The 21,396-nt window shown below is 59.2% G+C and carries 2 protein-coding genes; both read right to left on the bottom strand.

Annotated elements, in window-relative coordinates:
• Position 1: 1 nt before the first annotated feature.
• Positions 2-4,618 (bottom strand): non-ribosomal peptide synthetase, encoded by a 4,617-nt coding sequence (locus IF205_RS11070; RefSeq protein ID WP_259779428.1) that lies wholly within the window; start codon positions 4,616-4,618, stop codon positions 2-4.
• Positions 4,618-21,396 carry a non-ribosomal peptide synthetase gene (locus IF205_RS11065; protein ID WP_259779427.1) on the bottom strand — a complete coding sequence of 5,593 codons (16,779 nt, stop codon included), beginning with the start codon at positions 21,394-21,396 and terminating at the stop codon, positions 4,618-4,620. Before IF205_RS11065 ends, IF205_RS11070 begins: the two co-directional genes overlap by 1 nt.

The following is a 21,396-nucleotide window of genomic DNA, read 5'->3' as shown; positions in this document are numbered from 1 at the left end:
CTCAGTCTCCTGCTGCGTAAGAACGAAGCCGCCGGGCAAGACGACGTTCATGGGCAGAGTTGCCGGATTGGGAGGGAGCCGCCGGTGTCTCGGATCGGGAAAGAGCGAAGCGTCTCATCCGCATTTTGACATCGGCAGCAAGCGCATCGGCACTGGCCGTGGTATGAATGGCGTCGGACGTTGCCAGGACAATAGAAAGAGCGCCGTCCTCAATGTAGGCATTTACCTCGATCAGGAACGGGCGGGCACCGTCCGGATCCCTTGAGCAACTGTCCTTTTCAGGCGCGAGGGTGAAGAAGCCACCTGCCGTCCCCGCATCCCTGCGACCAAAATAGTTGAACGCAACCTCAACGGATGCCATTGGCGATGGCACAAGATCAAAAGCCCCTTCCAAAGCGCCGAATCCACAACCACCTCCTGGAATTGCATCAATCTGGCGGGCGACGGCATGGGCGGTCATTCGGGCATTGCCCGAAGAAGGCGGTGTCAGAAGAACGGGGAGAAAGCTCGTATACCATCCCACCGTGCGGGAAACGTCGGCATCCCCCTCTGGCAGCAAGCGGCCATGGCCTTCGACAGCGATCAAAACATGGTCTTGGTCCGACCAATCGCACAGCGCACCGGCCAGTGCGGCAAGAACCAGGTTCTGTATGCCTCCGTCTGATTTGGTTTCAAGCTGATCTGTCTCATCCCGGCTGAAGGCCACATGCCGGATACATTGATCGCGGTACAGGTTGGTGCCCTGAGGAAAATCCCTGCGCAACACGGGCATCACCCCAGAAGCAAACGCTTTCCAATGGGAATGGGCCGTCGCCCCATCTTCTGACCGCGCCCAGATTTCCATTGCACGGCAAAATGCCGATTGGGACTGGGTAGCCGGTAGATGAGAAGTGTCTTTCTCTTTGATCAACGCCTCAAGGTCGGCCACGAGCAACCGCCAGGACACGGCATCCACGGCAAGGTGATGACCAATGAGGGCAAGCCGCTGTCCACCGTCTCGCAGCTCAAGCAACCGTACAGCAAACAGACGGCCCTCGACGAGGTCCATTGTGCGATGGGTTTCTTCAATTGCAGGCTGGATATCGGTAACGCCGGCAACAACCTCGAAAGGGTCGTATGGGTCAATGGTCCGCGCCATGATCGCACCATGATCAAAAGCATATCGAAGGGCGGGGTGCTGTTTCACAAGCATCTGTGCAGCAAAGCACACGTCCTCCGCATCAAGCCTGCGGGAGGGAATCAGTGTCAGCGACTGATTGAACCAATTCGCCTGCGCGGCTTCATGGCCCAGAAACCAGCGCTGTGCGGGTAACAGCGGCACAGCCTGCGGATCATCGTCCGGACAATCCGACACGCCCCCCCCTGGAACGGCAGCGGCAAGTGCCGCAACGGTCTGATGTCGGAAAACCAACGACGGTGGAATATGCAGGCCATTACGGGCCGCATTCGACACCATAACCAGAGCCAGAATGGAATCACCGCCAAGACTGAAGAAATTGTCGTCACGGCCAACCACTTCACATCCCAGGACCTCGCACCATATTGCCGCGAGTTTCTCTTCCATCTCTCCGCGTGGGACAGCACCTGCGTCACTTTCCACAACACCCGGCTCCGGCAGTGCCTTTCGGTCGGTTTTACCGCTCGTTGTCGTTGGCAGCGCATCAATCCGCATCACCACAGACGGAATCATGACCTCAGGCAGGGAATGCCGTAGCGCATCGCGCACGGTCTCCAGATCAATGGTACCAACGACATAACCGACAAGACGGTCGCCACCGACGCTATGGGACTTTGCTGCGACAGCACATGCCTGGACACCATCAAGCGCGGCTATTGCCGCTTCAACCTCACCCAACTCAATGCGGTTGCCGCGGATTTTTACCTGGCCATCCCGACGCCCCACATAGGTAATCGCACCATCAGGCCTTCTGCGGCCGATATCGCCGGTAAGGTAAAGCCGTTCCCCTCTGCCGAAAGGACTGGGCACAAAGCGCTCTGCCGTCAGGCCCGGCCGTCCTTTGTAGCCTTGTGCGAGACAAATGCCGCCAATAGCAATTTCGCCCGCCACGCCGATTGGGACGGCTGTATTGTGGGAATCCAGGATATAGATCTCCACATTCGCCATCGGATGGCCAATAGGCACAGAATCCCCGTCACAATCACACACCCAATATGTGACATCCACCGATGCTTCGGTTGGTCCGTATAGATTGACCACCTGCGCAGACGGAAACGCGGCGGAGGCAGCGGCGGGCTGATCCGGGGCAAGCGCCTCGCCCGTGCATGCAACAAGCCGGACACTGTCACATTGAGGTGCCAGCGCGACATACTGCCGTAACATGGACGGTACAAAATGGACGACGGTTACCCCGGTATCCTCAATAACCTTGGCAAGATATTGCGGATCACGATGGCCGCCAGGCCGGGCAATAACCAGCTCTGCGCCTGCAAAAAACGGCCAGAATATTTCCCAAACCGAAACGTCGAAACTGAATGGCGTCTTTTGTAATCCTCGGTCCTCACCCCCAAAGCCGAAACGCTTCTGCATCCAGAGAATCCGGTTCACCACGCCTCGGTGCGCAACAACAACGCCCTTGGGCCGGCCAGTCGACCCCGAAGTATACATAACGTAAGCCGGATCGTCGGGGCTCGCATCGCCACGCCCGGCCGGGAGGGTTCCCTGTGGGTCCGCTTCCGGCGTTTCCAGCGTCAGGACCGGCAATTCAACAGACAACCAGTCACGAAGTCGCGACATTGCAACAATCGCATCAGCGCCAGCATCTGCGGCAATAAATGAAAGGCGGTCTTCCGGAAAATCAGGATCAAGCGGCAGATAGGCTGCCCCTGCCTGCATGATGCCCAAAAGTACTGCAGGCAGGTCCTCACAACGTTCCATCAGGACGCCGACAACTGCCCCTCGCCCAATTCCACAGCGGGCAAGCCGTGCAGCAATTTCATCGACACGTGCACTCAAATCCGCATAGCTCAAAACGCGTGAACCATATCGAACGGCGGGTGCATCAGGCGTTTCGGCACACTGGCTACGAATTACCTCCTCAATCCGGCGGTCATGATTGAGAGGTACAGCCGTGGTATTATATTTTTCGACCACATCGCCACGTTCGCCGGGCGGCATGATATCCAGCAGTTCAACTGACCTTTCCGGATGTGATGCTGCATCAGCCAGATGCGCGGAAAATGCTGCCAGCATGCGTTCCGCTGTGTTTTCCTCAAAAAGCGCAGTAGCGTATTCCAGCACCAGATGGAGACCCTCTGCGTCCTGTCGGGCCGAAAGATGAAGGTCCGTCTGGGCATAGCTTTTGTCGGTACGGATTGGCGTAATCGAGAAACCGGAAACCTCTGCCTTGGCCTCCGGCAAGGCATGCATCACAAACATTGCGTCGAAAAGTGGCGTGCGTCCGGGATCACGCTCCGCACCGGCCTCCTTCACGATCAGTTCGAAAGGCAGGGCCTTATGATCAAGGGCATCCAGCACCTTGCGCTGGGTCGCAGCGACATGGTCGGCAAAACTGGGGCCGTGTCCGATTTCACCGCGCATCACCAACGTATTTACATAATACCCGATTGCGTCCTCCAGACCGGTTTCATCGCGCATGGCGACCGGCGTGCCGATGGACACCTCTTCCTGCCCGGACCAGCGCGCAAGGAACGTCTGGAATGCGGCCAGCACAACCGAATACAGCGTTGCCCCATTCGCCCGCGCCACATCAGTCAATGCTCGGGTCACGACTGCCGGAACCACGGACCGCACCAGCGCACCTGAATAGTCCTGAATGGCTGGCCGCCCCCTGTCCGTAGGTAAATCACAGACAGGAACAGCATTTTTAAGCTCTTCTCGCCAAAAAGCCCTCAGTTCAACACCCGCCTCGCCGGACAACATGCGCCGCTCTCTGCGAACCTGCTCGCAATAACGCGGGGCAGGTGCAATGACAGTCGACCCGTGGTCCGCCTCATATGCAGACATCAGGTCGCGGGCCAGGATGCGCAATGACCATGCATCACCGATATTGTGGTGCATGGCCACACCAAAGAGCGTTACATCACCGGGAATAGATATGGCACAGGCCCGAACCGGCGGCACATCCGGCCTGGCGAACGGCGCAGACATCCTGTCCTGCAGCAAGTCATGTGCCGACACCTCATCTTCCAGGGCAATTACCTCAAGCGCTCCCCCCCTCCTCGCGATGACTTGTCGGTATTCCTCTGCTGTGCGCACAACAATTGTTCTGAGGCTTTCATGCCGCGCCACAACACTGTCCCAGGCCCGTGACAGGCGTTGCGTATCAAGGCTCCCTTCAACTCGCAGTGCTATTGAAATTACAAAGGCGCCACCCAGCGAACCGAACTCTTCCAAAACGGCCAAGCGCCTCTGGGCATAAGACACCTCTTCGACCCTTTCGATTTTATCGAAGAAGGCAACAAGGTCCTCTTTGGCATTGCGCAGCCGGTTACGCATTTCGTCGGTTAGCGCCCCATCCGCGTAACGCAGTCTGATTTCTCCTGCTTCCGCCGTAATTTTGATCCCGTCTTTACATGCCACATCAATAAGCCCGGCAAGACTGCCCAGATCGAGGTATTCCTGTCTGCTTTCCTTCATCACAAGGTCTCCTCGACAAACGGGGCATCATCCGCGCGGGCCGGAGCGGAAACCGCCTCTCGGCACAACCCGCCAAGCAGCGTGTGCATCAACGCATGCGTCTCCCCGAAACCAAGCGCATGTCGGTGAGTTTCGAAATCGAATGTACCCGCGTGACACAAGCCGATCCCCAGGCCGACGGCCCGCTCCTCAATGAGCTGGGTCATCGCGCCCGCCTCGATAAGCGAAAAGCGGAGAGAATCCATACCGTAGACCGGTGCAATGGCAGCCAAATCACTGACAAGGAACAGCGAGAAACTTGCAGCCTCAGCCACAGTTTGGTTGAGAGAGCCAAATGCTGTGACAGGCAGATCGACCTCATCGATCACTGGCACCAACGATGTCTCGACCGGGTTGAAGTAGTAAACTCCCGGCGGCATACCGACGACACCCCCCCTGGTGGATACGGCCTGCGGGATGTAGATATAGGCCTGCACCGGATACAGCCCCCCTGCCGACCCATAGCGCAGTTTCACCCGACGGTCCGCGTCCTGGTGGCAGCGCAGCCCCGACAACAGACCAAGCACCCCCTCAACCCGGATATCGCCATCTGCAAACACCCTGTGATTGCGGCGGGCAAAGGCAAGCCCAGGCTCTTCCAGCAGTTCGCTTGCAATCGGTAGCGAACGGCTCTTCAAATGCCGTATACCGTGCCTTTCGGCAGTAAATTTCTCAATCGCGCCGGAATCCGTCAGTTGCGTGATGGATGCCAACCGTCTGAATTCAGGTGGGGCCGTTTCAGGCATTGACGGCGTGGTTGTTGTCACCACATCATGTTCCTGCATAGCCGCGGCGAGTTGTACCGGGGACGGATGGGCAAAGAGGGTGCGGATGGTGACCTTCAGGCCACCTTCCCTCAGGCGCGCGGCAACACGGGCCGCAGACACGGAATCTCCGCCCGCCGTAAACCAGTTCTCGTCTCCTCCCAGGGGACGCCCCAGAACCTCTGACCAGACTGCCGCCACCTGTGCGGCAAGTCCCGTCACTTCTGCCGGAGCCGGCCCCTCGCCGCCCACCGACGGTAGCGGAAGCGCCTTCCGGTCGACCTTGCCGTTCGCCGTCAACGGAAGCCGGTTCAGGACAACTACACGCCCTGGAACCATATAGCCCGGCAAACGGTCCCGCAGATGCGCAAGCAGCGACGCCTCCGCCAAACGCTCTCCCGATGCGGCAACCACATAGGCCACCAGACGACGCTGCCCCGATACGCCCGGCGCAGCCGCAACCGCACGTCCGACACCCTCATGCGACGACAGCGCCGCTTCGATCTCTCCCAGTTCGATCCGGTGACCCTGCACTTTCACCTGGAAGTCCCGGCGTCCCAGAAACTCAAGGTCCCCTCCGGTGACATAACGGCCCATGTCGCCGGTCCGGTACAGCCGCTCTCCCGTGTGCGGGTGCACCACAAACCGTTCCGACGTCCGTTCCTCATCCCCCAGATACCCCTGGGCAAGACCGCGTCCCGCAATCCACATCTCGCCCGGCACATGGTCCGGGCGGGCACGCATCGCCTCGTCCAGCACGTAAAAACGCTGGTTCGACAAGGGACGCCCATAGGCAACAGCCCCGACAACCGGCGATGTCGCCGCCTTGAAATTTGACCAGATCGCCGCTTCCGTCGCACCACCAAGCGCCCAGAGCGATGCCTCCGGCGCATGCGACCGAAGCCGTGCGCCCAGATCACCCGGCACAACGTCTCCACTGGCAAGGGCCACACGCAATCCTTCCAGCCCCTTGCAGGAGGAGCCCTCCGCCTCCGACAGCAGTATCTCCATCAGCGCCGGGACCGAGTTCCAGACCGTCACCCCGTCACGCGCCATCCGTGTCAGCCAGGCCTCCGGGTCCGGCCGTTCCGACATGGAAGGCAGCACCACGGCCCCACCTGCCGACAGAAGACCGAAGATGTCCCAGACAGAAAGATCGAAGGTCAACGCGGAGACGGACAGGACCCGGTCCTGCGGGCCGACACCGAAGCGCCGGTTCACATCCGCAATCGTATTCCAGGTTGCACCATGGGTCATTGCCACGCCCTTGGGCGTTCCCGTCGACCCCGACGTCATGATCACATAGGCCAGGGCATCCGGCCCACCCGGCACGTCACCGGGCCGCGGGGCCTGACCGGGGGCGAGACTGTCCACCGGAACCCGGCGCACATCATCGGGCAGCATCAGCCCGTCCTGCAACCAGGACTGGGTGAGGACCGTGTCGATCCCGGCCTGCGCGACAATCCCCTCAAGCCGGGCCGCGGGCAGGTCCGGCGCCAGCGGAAGATAGGCCCCGCCTGCGGCAAGAACACCGATCACCGCAGCGATCTGGGACCGGTCCTTATCCATCTGGATACCCACGATCCGTCCTTCCGACGGACCGAGAGCCTGTGCCACCGCACCGGCGGCGGAGGCAACTTCCGCATAGCTGGCCTGACCCGCATCATCAATCACCGCCACGCGGTCTCCGGCCTCCGCCGCCCGCATCAGGAACCCCGTCTCCAGGCGTTGCGGGACAATCTCAAGGGCGGTTGCATTCACCTCCGCCCGGCAGGCTTCCTGCTCGCGCGGGAGGCTCTGCGCCAGCGCCTCATCCCAACCGGCAGACGCCGCAAGTCCACGTAGCCGACGCTCAAACACCTCCTGAAGTCCCGAGACAAAACCATCGTAGAATATCCCCTCAACGACGTTCCATACCGACAGGAGGGCCCCGCCCTCTTCGACCACCATATGATCGATCCAGGCCTGTGGCGTCTGCCCCTCCCGGTATTCAAGCGTCATTGGCAGATATTGCCGCTCTACCTCGGAAACCAGGTCCTCGGCTCCGAAAACACTCGTGAAAACCATAGGCGCGTGATAACGCTGACCGCCCTGACGCCCGGTTTTCGCCCGCATGACGTCGATGCCGCTGAACGTGCGGTTATCAAGGTCAGACCACAACCGTTCCTGAACGCGACGCACAAGGTCTCTGAAAATAGGCGCACCACCGGCGTCCACCTCAAGCAGTGTTACCGACGTAAAATCTCCGACCAGCGCATTCACCGCCTCATGCAAAGGCAGCCTGTTGAAAAGCGTCAAGTTCAGGACAAAGCCGGGGTCTTCCGCATGAACCGTCAGCGCCTCGGCATAGGCTGTAAGAACCATTGCCGACGGCGTAACCCCATGAGCCGCCGCCTGGGTCTTGATCTGCCCCCAGATTTCCGGCTCCACACGCAACCGTGTTCGTTCAAATGTCGGCTGGTCGATGCTCGACGGGTCTCTGGCAAAAGGAAGCACCGGCGGCCCGGGCAAAGTGTCCAGTCGATCTTCCCAGTAGCCGCGCGCCTTGGCATGGGCCTCTTCCTGGCGGAGTTGCTCAAACGCCGTCACATAGTCGCGGAACGTAATCGGCATTGGTGGAAGTGCGAGATGCGTATCCGCGTAGTATCGCGCCAATTCATCGCCCAGAATGATGAAACTCCAGGCGTCGCCAATGATTATATCGACCCCGATGTGAATGCTCAGCCTGCCGTCATCACCCAAGACAGCCTGTACATCAAGCAAGGGCCAGACCGAGACATCGAAAACCTGCGCCTCCATTTCCCGGCGGACTTTGACCCGCGCAGCCTCAAATGCTTCATCGCCTTTGCCACGCATGTCGGTCTTGGTGATATCAAACGCCGGGACATCCTCCAGGACCTGCAACTCGCCGCCGGGTAACACGATGGCCCGCAGCATGTCATGCCGTGCGATAACATGGCGCAACGCAGCCTGGAACCGTTCCAGGTCAAGGCCATCGGCACGATACTCCCAATAGGAATGGGCCGCCGTGTTGCCAAGGTCGAATTCATCCGTACGGCCGAGCCAATAGGCTTGCTGGATTTCCGTCATCTGGAAAGGTTCATGGCGACTGTCGGAATCGTGGCTGATTTGGATTACGGCATTCCCCCTAGGCCCGCGATGATTTCGCATCGCCTCGGCGACACCAGCAACAGTGGGGTTATGGAAAAGATCGACCATTGTCAGGGCCACGCCTGTCTGGTCTCTCAAACGCGCCAGTAAATGCACGGCCGCAATGGAATGCCCGCCCAAGGCAAAGAAATCGTCCGTTGCGCCAACCCTAGACGCACCAAGAACCTCTTTGAACAAGGCCGCAACGTCCCTTTCGATATCGTCCCGAGGTGCCACATAGGATTGCCTATGCATGCCACGTCCCGGTCTCGGAAGGGCTTTGCGGTCAATCTTGCCATTGGCGGTCAACGGAAAATCATCCAGCGCCACAATCCGCGTTGGCACCATGTATTCAGGAAGACTTTGTGCGAGCCCGTTCAGCAGCTCTTCTTCATCGAAAATGTCCGACTGCCTCAAGCAAACGAAGGCTGCAATCCAAATGTCGCTTCCATCGTCATAGGCTTCGACATGCGCTTGCATGACACCATCGACAGCGGTCAGGTGCATCTCGATTTCGGCAGGTTCGACGCGGAATCCGCGAATTTTAATCTGATTATCGGTCCTGCCCAGACAGTGCAGCGGCCCGTCGCGCTTTACCCGTCCAAGGTCCCCAGTCCTGTATAGCCTGCCCCCGGATGCGCAAGGATCGGGTACAAATCGCTCGGCAGTCAGTGCCGGACGATTGCGATAGCCCCTCGCCGGTGCGCCGCCGCCCAGACAGATTTCCCCTATCGCCCCGGACGGTGCCCTTACAAAGGCGGCATCCATGACTTCAACCCGTGCGTTCGGCAGTGCCCAACCGATAGGGACACGACCGAATTCAGCCGGAATGTCGGCAAGGTCCATTGCCAAAGCGCCCACGGTGGCCTCGGTAGGACCATAGTGGTTCAGGATCGTCACTTCCGGCTTCAAGGTCCGATAGAATTCAACATCGGACGAGCGGCTTCCCTCGCCTCCCAGCATAAGTACCTTCGACGGCAATATGTCTTTAGGCTCCGGCGCGGCGGCAACTAGGGCATTAAGATGTGTCGGCGACATCTTCAGCCATTCAATATCATGGGCGACCATGTAATTACCGAAGGCACAGGGATCGAGTGACATCGCCCGATTGATGATATGCAGTTCCGCCCCGACGGATAGTGCGCTCCAGAAAGTCGTGAGCCCGAAATCAACGGCAGGGGACTGTGCCATTGCAATACGCCGAACGGACAGCATCGGGAAACGATCACCAAGCGCGGAAAGGTAGTTGCCAAATTGGCGATGTTCCACCTCAACGCCCTTCGGAGTCCCGGTCGAGCCAGAGGTATATATGACATAGGCCAGGCTGGCAGGGACAACAGACGGCATTGGCTGCAAAATGGCCTTGCAGGTTCCGGCATCAGGCGCCAGAACCGGCACGCCGTCCGGTGCAAGGCCGGTTTTCAAGTCAGTTACCAGCGCAATGGCACCGGCATCCACCAACATCGCCTTAAGGCGATCGTCCGGCAGATTTTCATCTAGCGGCAACCACGCACCACCTGCTTTCCAGACCGCATAGAACACAACAGGCAACAGCAAGCGTTTCCCGACACAGACGGCAACGACGCTTTCACGACCGCAGCCGGCGGCACGAAGTTCCGCTGCAAGCGCGTCAGAGCGTTTTTCAAGATCGTCATAGGTAAGGCTTTCACCATCTGCACAAACAGCAACAGCCGATGGATTAAGCATAGCTGCTTGCCGTACCCGCAAGGGTACAGGCAGGCCCACATCCCCTGTTCCCCCATCAGACTTCGACATATCAACTGCGGAAATATCGATCCGGACCAGCGGCGTATCCGGTGCCGCCACCACAGCCTCCATCATTTTTACAAGGCTGTTAGAAATCTCACCCACGGTATCGGGGTCGAACAATGTCTCGTCAAATTTGATCCGGAATGACCACCCAGAGGCCGTCCGTGTCACGACAAGGCTCAACTCGTTGCGTGCAACACCCGCATCAAAAGCATCGGAAATTACGGACAGATCACCAATCTGCCGATCCGCCTCCGGCGCATTATGCATGATAAAAGAAACCTGGAAGCCCGGCGCACGGTGGCGTTCTCGGGAAAGCTGGCAGTCAGCAACTATTTGCCCAAACGGAACAGACGCATTTTCGAAAGCATCCAGGATTTGCGTTTTCATACGAGCCAAAAACCCGGGGAAAGGCAGGTTTCCGGCCAGATCACAACGCACGGGAACTGTATTTACAAAGCAACCGACGAGGGCTTCAACTTCGCCCATGTCACGGCCGTGGACCGGCGTACCGACAACGACATCACACGTCCCGCCGTAACGCGCGAGAACAGCCCCCCATATCGTCATAAGCGCCATAAACAAACTGGCCCCGGTCTCATTCGAGAGCTGCTCCAGACCTGTTAGCGCCCCTTGCGGCACCTGACAGTCAACCCATCCCGCCGGACGTTCCTTCTCGGCATGGGGCGGGCGATCAAAAGGCAATGCGAGTCCTGCAGGACAATCCTGCAGCGTCCCTCGCCAATAATCGAGGACCGCGCGTTCGGCCTCAGGTCCGAAAGAATTACGCTGGTGGACCGCAAAATCGGCGTAATGCACCGGCAGATCCGGCAGGTCGCTTTCGCCTGCCACCAAGGCAGCCCTGTAAAGCGCGTCGATGTCGGACAGCATGACGTCAAAAGACCATGCGTCGACGAGAAGATGATGCACTGTCACACAGAGCCTGTTTTCATCACCATCGGCCTGTATTATCCGGAACCGTATCGGTGGCGCATTTTGAAGATCAAAGACATGCGCCTGCTCTTCGTCGGTTGCTGCCGCAAGGGCCTGATTGAGATCATCCGGTGCAAGGCCTCTTAGATCGTCAATACATATATCTGGAATGAAATCTGACAGCACTTCCTGCCGGTAGTCTCCTTCCAACCTGACGAAACGGGTCCGCAGGGCTTCGTGGCGTAAAACCAGCGCCGTCAGGGCCTGCTCCATCGCCCCGATATGCAAAGCACCCTTCAGCCGCACTGAAATCGATAAGATATAGGCATGAGGGTCCGCCGAAATTTCGGCAGCGCGCACCATCGCTTCCTGAGCAAGTGTCAGCGGGAAGACTCCTCCACGTGGTGCAAGCTTGATCTGGCGGGGTGCCCCATTCGCCGGACGGCGTTGCGTTTCGGCAGGGGATTGTTTCGAGGGCACACCCCCGTTTTCCTGCATAGCCGCGGCGAGTTGTACCGGGGACGGATGGGCAAAGAGGGTGCGGATGGTGACCTTCAGGCCACCTTCCCTCAGGCGCGCGGCAACACGGGCCGCAGACACGGAATCTCCGCCCGCCGTAAACCAGTTCTCGTCTCCTCCCAGGGGACGCCCCAGAACCTCTGACCAGACTGCCGCCACCTGTGCGGCAAGTCCCGTCACTTCTGCCGGAGCCGGCCCCTCGCCGCCCACCGACGGTAGCGGAAGCGCCTTCCGGTCGACCTTGCCGTTCGCCGTCAACGGAAGCCGGTCCAGGACAACTACACGCCCTGGAACCATATAGCCCGGCAAACGGTCCCGCAGATGCGCAAGCAGCGACGCCTCCGCCAAACGCTCTCCCGATGCGGCAACCACATAGGCCACCAGACGACGCTGCCCCGATACGCCCGGCGCAGCCGCAACCGCACGTCCGACACCCTCATGCGACGACAGCGCCGCTTCGATCTCTCCCAGTTCGATCCGGTGACCCTGCACTTTCACCTGGAAGTCCCGGCGTCCCAGAAACTCAAGGTCCCCTCCGGTGACATAACGGCCCATGTCGCCGGTCCGGTACAGCCGCTCTCCCGTGTGCGGGTGCACCACAAACCGTTCCGACGTCCGTTCCTCATCCCCCAGATACCCCTGGGCAAGACCGCGTCCCGCAATCCACATCTCGCCCGGCACATGGTCCGGGCGGGCACGCATCGCCTCGTCCAGCACGTAAAAACGCTGGTTCGACAAGGGACGCCCATAGGCAACAGCCCCGACAACCGGCGATGTCGCCGCCTTGAAATTTGACCAGATCGCCGCTTCCGTCGCACCACCAAGCGCCCAGAGCGATGCCTCCGGCGCATGCGACCGAAGCCGTGCGCCCAGATCACCCGGCACAACGTCTCCACTGGCAAGGGCCACACGCAATCCTTCCAGCCCCTTGCAGGAGGAGCCCTCCGCCTCCGACAGCAGTATCTCCATCAGCGCCGGGACCGAGTTCCAGACCGTCACCCCGTCACGCGCCATCCGTGTCAGCCAGGCCTCCGGGTCCGGCCGTTCCGACATGGAAGGCAGCACCACGGCCCCACCTGCCGACAGAAGACCGAAGATGTCCCAGACAGAAAGATCGAAGGTCAACGCGGAGACGGACAGGACCCGGTCCTGCGGGCCGACACCGAAGCGCCGGTTCACATCCGCAATCGTATTCCAGGTTGCACCATGGGTCATTGCCACGCCCTTGGGCGTTCCCGTCGACCCCGACGTCATGATCACATAGGCCAGGGCATCCGGCCCACCCGGCACGTCACCGGGCCGCGGGGCCTGACCGGGGGCGAGACTGTCCACCGGAACCCGGCGCACATCATCGGGCAGCATCAGCCCGTCCTGCAACCAGGACTGGGTGAGGACCGTGTCGATCCCGGCCTGCGCGACAATCCCCTCAAGCCGGGCCGCGGGCAGGTCCGGCGCCAGCGGAAGATAGGCCCCGCCTGCGGCAAGAACACCGATCACCGCAGCGATCTGGGACCGGTCCTTATCCATCTGGATACCCACGATCCGTCCTTCCGACGGACCGAGAGCCTGTGCCACCGCACCGGCGGCGGAGGCAACTTCCGCATAGCTGGCCTGACCCGCATCATCAATCACCGCCACGCGGTCTCCGGCCTCCGCCGCCCGCATCAGGAACCCCGTCTCCAGGCGTTGCGGGACAATCTCAAGGGCGGTTGCATTCACCTCCGCCCGGCAGGCTTCCTGCTCGCGCGGGAGGCTCTGCGCCAGCGCCTCATCCCAACCGGCAGACGCCGCAAGTCCACGTAGCCGACGCTCAAACACCTCCTGAAGTCCCGAGACAAAACCATCGTAGAATATCCCCTCAACGACGTTCAGCTCGACAACAAGCTTTCCATCCGCCTCATGCACGATGCAGTCCATAGCAACCTGCGGCGTCCGGCCCGCGCGATACACGACAGTGCCCTGCAGCCCGGTATCTGCACCACCTTCGGCACCTGTCCCCAAAACGCTGGTGAAGACGACAGGAATAGCAGCCACGTTGTTGCCCCGCTGGCGGGACAGGTCCCTGAGTACGGAAAGACCGCCATAGGAAGCGTGATCGAGATCAGCCCACAACTGTGCCTGTACCGTCGAGGCGAAATCACAGAACGGCACTGCGGAACGAGCATCCACCTCGAAAATATTGACGGAGGTGAAATCACCGACAACATCGCCAATCTCGTCCTCATTTTGAGGCCTGTTGAAAAGCGTCAGGGTCAGGAGGAAATGCTGTTCTTCGGCAAATTGGGCCAGGGTCTCGGCATAGGCTGCAAGAATTGCAGTGGATGGTGTCAGCCGGCGACGCGCGGAATTTTCGGATAATCTTGCCCATTCATCGGCGGACAGCGTGATTGCTGTCCGCGAGTATTGTTGCACGGAAAGCGCGGCGGCGGCTTTTTCCTGCGGCAGAGAAATCGGACCCGGCATAGTCGGCAGTCGGTCGGCCCAATAATTGCGGGCCGCGTCATGCGCAGCAGTCCCTCTCCGTTGATGTTCATTCAGAACGATACTGCGGAATGACAACGACAACGCCGGCAGCTCCAGGGCGGGTTCATTATAGAACCGCCCCAGGTCGCGCGCCATAATCCCGAAACTCCATGCATCGGCAATGATCAATTCACAGCCGAAGTGGATACGGTCGCCGTCATCATGGCGGGAAATCGCAAAGGAGAAGAGCGGCCAGCAGGAGAGATCGCTTGCCCCACCTTCCATACGAACACGCAAATCCTGAAGTTGCGCTGCCGCCTCATGTTTGTTGCAGTCGCGCAGATCAAGAACCGGAATATCTGGAGCTCCCGGGTTTGGCAGCACGCTTTGGGTGCCTTCCGGTGATATCACTGCACGCAGCATGTCATGCCTCTCGACAAGACGGCCCACAGCGCCACGGAAACGATCAATATCCAGGCGGTCGCAGGCAATCTCCACATAGGTATGCGCGCCCGTCCCGAGGTCGAAATCCGCAGTGCGGCCGATCCAATAGGCTTCCTGCAGATCGGTCAGGGGAAATGGACTGTAACGGTCACTATCGAAAGCGACGCCTTTGCTGTCTGCCTTTTCCTCCCCCAAGCCCCCATCGATCCGCGCCGCAATACCACGCGATGTTGCATCCTGGAAAAGGTCGACCAATGGTATCGACACGCCAAATGCGTGTGCGATCCGAGCAACCAACCGCATAGCCAGAAGGGAGTGACCGCCCAATGCGAAGAAGTCATCATTCGGTCCGACCGTGTCGCAACCAAGACAATCAGCCATTATCTTCGCCACGCGTTGCTCCATGACGGTCGCAACACTTGCGTCACCGCCTACGTCGGGGCCAATAACCTGCAATTTCGCTCTATCGACCTTGCCGTTGGCCAACCGGGGCAATGCTTCACAAAGACTGTAGCGCCGGGGACAGAGGTAAACCGGCAGCCTTTGAGAAACTTCCCTGGAAAGGCCTCCGGCATCGAGCGCCTCCGCCGTTTCAACCCATGCCGCAAGAATGGGCGTTCCATCCAAAGATAATGCCGTCCCGACGAACGCGTCACGAATGCCTTCAATACTACGAATAGCACCGGCGACCTCTGCGGGATTGATGCGCTGTCCGGACAGATTGAGTTCATCATCGGCACGGCCCAATATCTCAAGGCGTCCCTCGACATCCATACGCCCCAGATCGCCGGTCCGATATTCCCGCAGACCGCCTGATGATGGCACGAAACGCTGTGCGGTTTGCCCGGGCGCATTCCAATAGCCAATAGCCACGCAGCTTCCGACGACAGCCACTTCGCCGACCTCACCGATCCCGGCAGGCTGGCCATCAGGTCCCTGAACATGGAGGCCATTGCCGGATGAGGCCGAAGTCAATGCGGAGACGCCATTCTCTTCAGCCTCGCCCCACGCCGCAATCTGCGCCGTTTCTGTGGTGCCATATGCATTCAAGATGCGCGTATACGGTGCCTTGATCCTCGCCTGCCTTATAGCTGAGGGCTCAACACGCTCACCACCAAACAGAAGGACACGGAGTTTCGGCAGAACAACATCTGCTTCTTCCGCAAGGACCGTCCACCGTCCGGGAGTAACATTCGTGATCGTTGCCCCGACCTGCTTCAGCCAGGAGACTAAATTCCCCTCCACCGGAGGCAGGTGTATCGAGGCCCCTGCCGCAAACGGCACCAGCACATCACGCACCAGCGGGTCATGCCCCAAAGCCGACAGTACGGCACTCCGGTCGTCGGGGTTCAACTCCGTTTCCGCGATATACCAGTCGGCAAACATGTCGAGAGATGACCGGTCCATCAGCACTGCACGCGGTACGCCGGTAGACCCGGACGTATAGGTGAGACTGACCGGCAGATTGCCGATAGCCCGTGGAACAGTTGCACCGGCATCGACAGCATCGCCAAGGCCCGGTGCGTTGACTCCCAAGCACAGGATATTGTCAGCGCCCAACTCTTCTAGTGTAGCGTTTGAGCAGTCACCGCCAGCCGCGACCATCGCCGCAGGGCGGACTCCCTTTCGCAATCTATCAAGCCAAGCGCCCGGTGCGATCGCATCCACCACGGCAAAGGCAGCCCCCAACCGCAAGCAAGCCAACATTGCAACCGGCAAACGCCAGTGTTTTTCCGCGAGGAGAAGAACCGTCTCCCCTGCAGCCACACCACCAGACACGAGAGCCACAGCCAAAGCATCCGCCCTTTGATCGAGCGCGCGATAGTCAAGGCTTGTCTCACCGGCAGATACAGCCAATCTGTCAGGCTGGGAACGGCACACGGCATCTATACGCTCAAGCAACCCAACCGCAGGGAGCGCCTTGCCAACAGCACCATCAAGCTGCCCCGCCGGTGGCAATGCGATCCTGCCAACGACGTCGCCGCCCTCGCATACTGACTGCAACACGGCACGATATTGTTGCACGAAAGCATCCATGCGTGCCTCGGTGAACAAGGCACTGTTCCAGACCAGGCGCAGGTTTAAGCAGCCTGACGGTTCAGAGACATAAAGATTGATATCCAGCTTGGATGTTCTGTCTTCCACCGGCAGATGATGGGCCGACAGATCCCCAAAGGGGAGTGTATCAGGATGCTCGCCCAATCCGTTAAACCCGATCTGGTAAATCGGGTGAATCGCCACATCACGGGCTTTCAATACGTCCGAAACAACAACGTCGAACGGAACATGCTGATGATCCGATGCATCAATCAGAGTATCTGAAATTGACGTCACAATATCCGTAACGCTGGCGTCGACCGGAACATCAACAGGCAGGGCAACAGCGTTCACGAACAGCCCGACGGCACGTTGTGTATCGGGTTCCAGACGGCCAGCGAATGGTACGCCAATGGCAAACCGCTGTTCCCGGCTCAGCCGTCCGACAAGGATGGCGAGCGTGGAAAGCAGGATGGCATTCACAGTAGTGGCGGACCGCCGTGCGGCGTCACGGATGGATTTTTCCAGTTGGTGATCCAGAATGACAGGCGTTTCCCGTCCCTCAAAGCTCATCTCAAGCGGTCGCGGACGAATGTCTCCCAGTGAAACGACCTGGGCGATATCATCCAACCGTTCACGCCAATAGCGACGACTGGCGTCATCCGGGGCATTCGTCCAATCAGCCCGGCTCGTCTGGTTGAGATAAGACGGAGCCGACGGAAGGATCGATCCTGACTTGGAAGCCCTTGCAGCATAGAGCGTAGACAGCTCCTCCAACATCACGGACACGGACCAGCCATCAGACACAATATGATGCATAGACAATGCAACAATATGTCTGGTCTTCTTTCCCTGGACCGGGCGCACACCAAGTCGCCACAGCGGGCCTGTTTCAAGATCAAATGGCTGATGTGCAAAGTCACGGACAAAGTCTGTCACTTCATCCTGTTTGATGGGGCCATCATCAAACTCGATTGGCACACCCGTCGGCTCAACAAGCCGCATACAAGGGTCTTCGCCCTTTTCGATGACAACGCGGAGCGCATCGTGGCGCATCTGCAGGTCACCAACAGCCAGAGCAAAGGCATCACGATCCAAAGGGCCATCCAGGAAGAAGGCCACAACCACATGATAGCTGGTGTCCTCAGGGAACATCTCAGCCAAAAGCAACAGACGGCTTTGCGCAGCAGTCAGGGCAGCCGAGAGCCCCGACAGAGCAACCGGCCGTGCACACCCGTCACCTCCATGCCGAACAGTTTCCAGACGCGCGGCCAAGGCACGCGGCGTCCGGTGACGGTACAAGTCCCGCAGGGTCAGGCCGGGGAAACTCTTGCGAAGAGAGGCAAGGCACCGGGTTGCGGTCAGTGATGTAGCACCAAACTCGAAAGGATCATCATCGGGACGCAGGGTGCCACCAGCCAAAAACATAGACCAGATCTCACAAAGACCGTCGGCGGAAATATCGTTTATCGACAGGCCGGTTTCCTCACCCGAGGACCGGTCCACCAAGGCCGCGAGGTCGCTCAGCCGCCGCGCCTTCTGCATAACATCGCGTAACGAAAGCCTTATCTGAAAGGCCGTTTTCAACCGGGCCAGCAGGCGCGTCGCCGTCAGGGAATTGCCGCCCAGGGCAAAGAAATCCGCAGCCGCATCGGATACGTCCGTGCCGAGAATTTCCTGCCATACCGTGGCGATCCGATGTTCTGTCACGGATAGTGCAGTTTTTTCGGAAAGGTTATCCGGTTTGCCAATTTCCCCATCCGGTATTGGCAGGGAAGCAACGTCGAGCTTCCCGTTTACTGTCAGGGGCATCCTGTCGAGACGGACGATGCAGTCCGGCAGCATGTAATCCGGAAGACGGTCGCGAAGTTCGTTTCGAACATCATCAACCTCTACGTCACCCATAACCCAGAGAATGAACCTTTCGCTCCCGCCCCCGTCAGGACATACGGCGGCAAAGCAGCGGGTAACACCGGAAACGGCGTATGCGGCGGCTTCAATCTCGCTTGGCTCAATTCGAAAACCGTGCAACTTCACTTGCCGGTCAGCACGGCGAATGAACTCCAGCGACCCGTCCCCGAGACGCCGCACAACATCACCTGTATCGTAAAGACGATCACCATCACCAAAGGGGCTTGGCAAGAAACGCTCTGCCGTCAGTGCAGCTTTTCCAAGATATCCCCACGCGACACCGACACCGCCGACATAAAGCCGCCCTGGCACGCCATTGGGAACAGGTTGAAGCTGCCGGTCCAAGACATGAAGTTCCGTTCCCGCAATGGCCCTTCCAATGGGGGTCGTCCCCCCTGGCCCAACAGCTTCTGGCGTCGCATCGAAGTATGTGCATCCAACGGTCGCCTCAGTCGGACCGTATTCGTTTACAACCCTCGCGGACCGGCAATAACGCATTGCCTGTTCCACATCACCCGGCACGACGACCTCCGCCCCCAAAACGACTGTATCAGCCGCCCCGGAAGCCGGGCAATCCAGCAAGTCCGACAGCATATGCATATGGCTCGTGGCAAGGCTTAGAAAACCGTAATGCGCACCTTGGGAGAGGCGATCGGCCAATTCCTCCACACCGCCAGGCAGAATCTCGCATTCGCCCCCTGCAGCCAATGGGGCAAACATGTTGGTAAGGGCCAGATCAAAGGTCGACGCGGATAGATGTGCGCCGCCTTTCTTCGCATCAAATCGTTTCGCTGCCCAACGAATGTAGTTGGCAAGGGCGCGATGCGGGACCATGACCCCTTTGGGCTGTCCCGTCGACCCGGAGGTAAACATAACGTAGGCCAGATCATCCGGCCCCGTCACATCAACCGGCGGCTCTGCACCATCGGCTGTCGGATCAACGACGTCCAGTCCCAGGCCTGACAATGTTGCTACAGACTGGCCGGAGGCAATCGCCAATTTACACCCACATTGGGAGACAATATCCGCAATGCGAGCCTCTGGCGCTTTCGGATCAAGGACCACATATGCCGCACCGCAACGCCAGGTCGCCAGAGGCGCGATCATTTCATCCATGGAACGCGGCAACACCACCGCAGCAATATCACCACGCCGCAGCCCTGCCGCATGCAACGCGCCAGCCAACGCGTCAACTCGGGCGATCAGCGCCCCATAGCTCATGCGTTCCGCCCCTTGAACCAGGGCGACGCGATCAGGTTTATCTAGAGCATGTTTCCGGACAAGCTGATCCAACCGCCCGGCCAGCGCCTTCGGTCCGACTGCTGCACGGGAGATAGAGGCCATGTGCCGTTTTGACATAACGGGCAAGGTCTCCAACTCAACATCGGGATTCTTCGCAGCTTCGGACAGCAGGACCTTAAGACCATCGGCCAAACGTTTCGCTGTATCCGTCTCAAACAGATCCAACGCATATTCTAACGCAACACCAATACCGTTCGGATGTTCCGTCAGCTCAAACGTCAGATCGAATTTGGCTCCACTGCCGTGCAAGTCCAAACGACGCACGAGGACACCAGCCAGATCAAGCGGCACTTCAGGAACATTCTGAAGTATCAGCATCACCTGAAAAAGTCCGGTCCCAGTCAGGTCATGATGCGGACATACAGACTTCAGCACCTTGTCATAAGGGGCCCGCGATTCCGCAAAGGCCTCCCTCGTGACCTCCTTGGCCTCGGCAATCAGATCCCGAAAGGTCGACGCCCCGGCAAGGTTGAGCCGCAACGCCAGGGTATTAAGGAAATATCCCACAAGCCCCTGCACCTCGGGCCTCTCCCTCCCTGCAACGGGAGTACCGATAACGAGATCGTCACCACTCCCCATCCGCCGGAGCAGTGCGGCAAGCCCCGAAAGAACGACAGTGAAGAGGGTCGCGCCTTCTTCATCACACAATTTACGCAGTGCCTTTGTCGCCTGACGGCCAATTCGGCTTTGCGTTGTCGCGCCCCGGAAACCCCTCGTATCGGAATGAGGCCGATCCACAGGAAGCTCCGTCGCGACGGGGGCCCCTGATAAATATTGCTGCCATGCAGCGACGCTTTCCTGCGTTTCCTCCGAATTGGCGGCCTGCTGTGCAAAGGCGGCATAGTCCATGTATCGCACCGGCAGGTCGGCACGGCCATCATCCCCACCTGCCTGGTAATGCGACGACAACTCTTCGCAGATCACGTTGAAGGACCATGCATCCGCAACCAGATGATGGGCCACAAAGAGAAGCACGTGACGGTCAGTACCCAACCGGAAAAGCCGCCAGCGAACGGGCGGCGCGGCAGCGATATCAAAGGACGTATCAAATTCCTGCTCCAGGCGATGCTGAAGGCTATTTTCGTCCAAAGTATCTTCGATCAACCCTGGGCCACTTGGCTCCACCACTTGCACCGGGCCATCGTCAGAAATCGGAAATCTCGTACGCAGCACATCATGGCGACGAACGACGGTATCAACCGCACGCTTAAGGCAATCACAATCCAACGGCCCTTCCAGCAACAAAGCCGCCGCGACAGAATAAGCTGTCCCGGCGTCTGCAGCCTCATGAAGATACCAAAGCCCCTCCTGCCCCGGTGACAAAGCCCCTTCCTGACGGCCAGTCACCTGTATCTTGTACTTTGACGCCGGCTCAAATCCCGCTTCATCACGGGCGGCTTCAAGTAAATCCAGGACAGATTGTTGGGATCGACTTACATCACTCAT

It is taken from the genome of Aestuariispira ectoiniformans (assembly GCF_025136295.1).
Lineage (GTDB): Bacteria > Pseudomonadota > Alphaproteobacteria > UBA8366 > Aestuariispiraceae > Aestuariispira_A > Aestuariispira_A ectoiniformans.
This window is presented reverse-complemented; position numbering and strand designations above follow the sequence as displayed.

Excerpts from the sequence above, each read along its gene's own strand:
- IF205_RS11070 (WP_259779428.1), bottom strand. The coding sequence starts at position 4,618 with ATGAAGGAAAGCAGACAGGAATACCTCGATCTGGGCAGTCTTGCCGGG.
- IF205_RS11065 (WP_259779427.1), bottom strand. The coding sequence starts at position 21,396 with ATGAGTGATGTAAGTCGATCCCAACAATCTGTCCTGGATTTACTTGAA.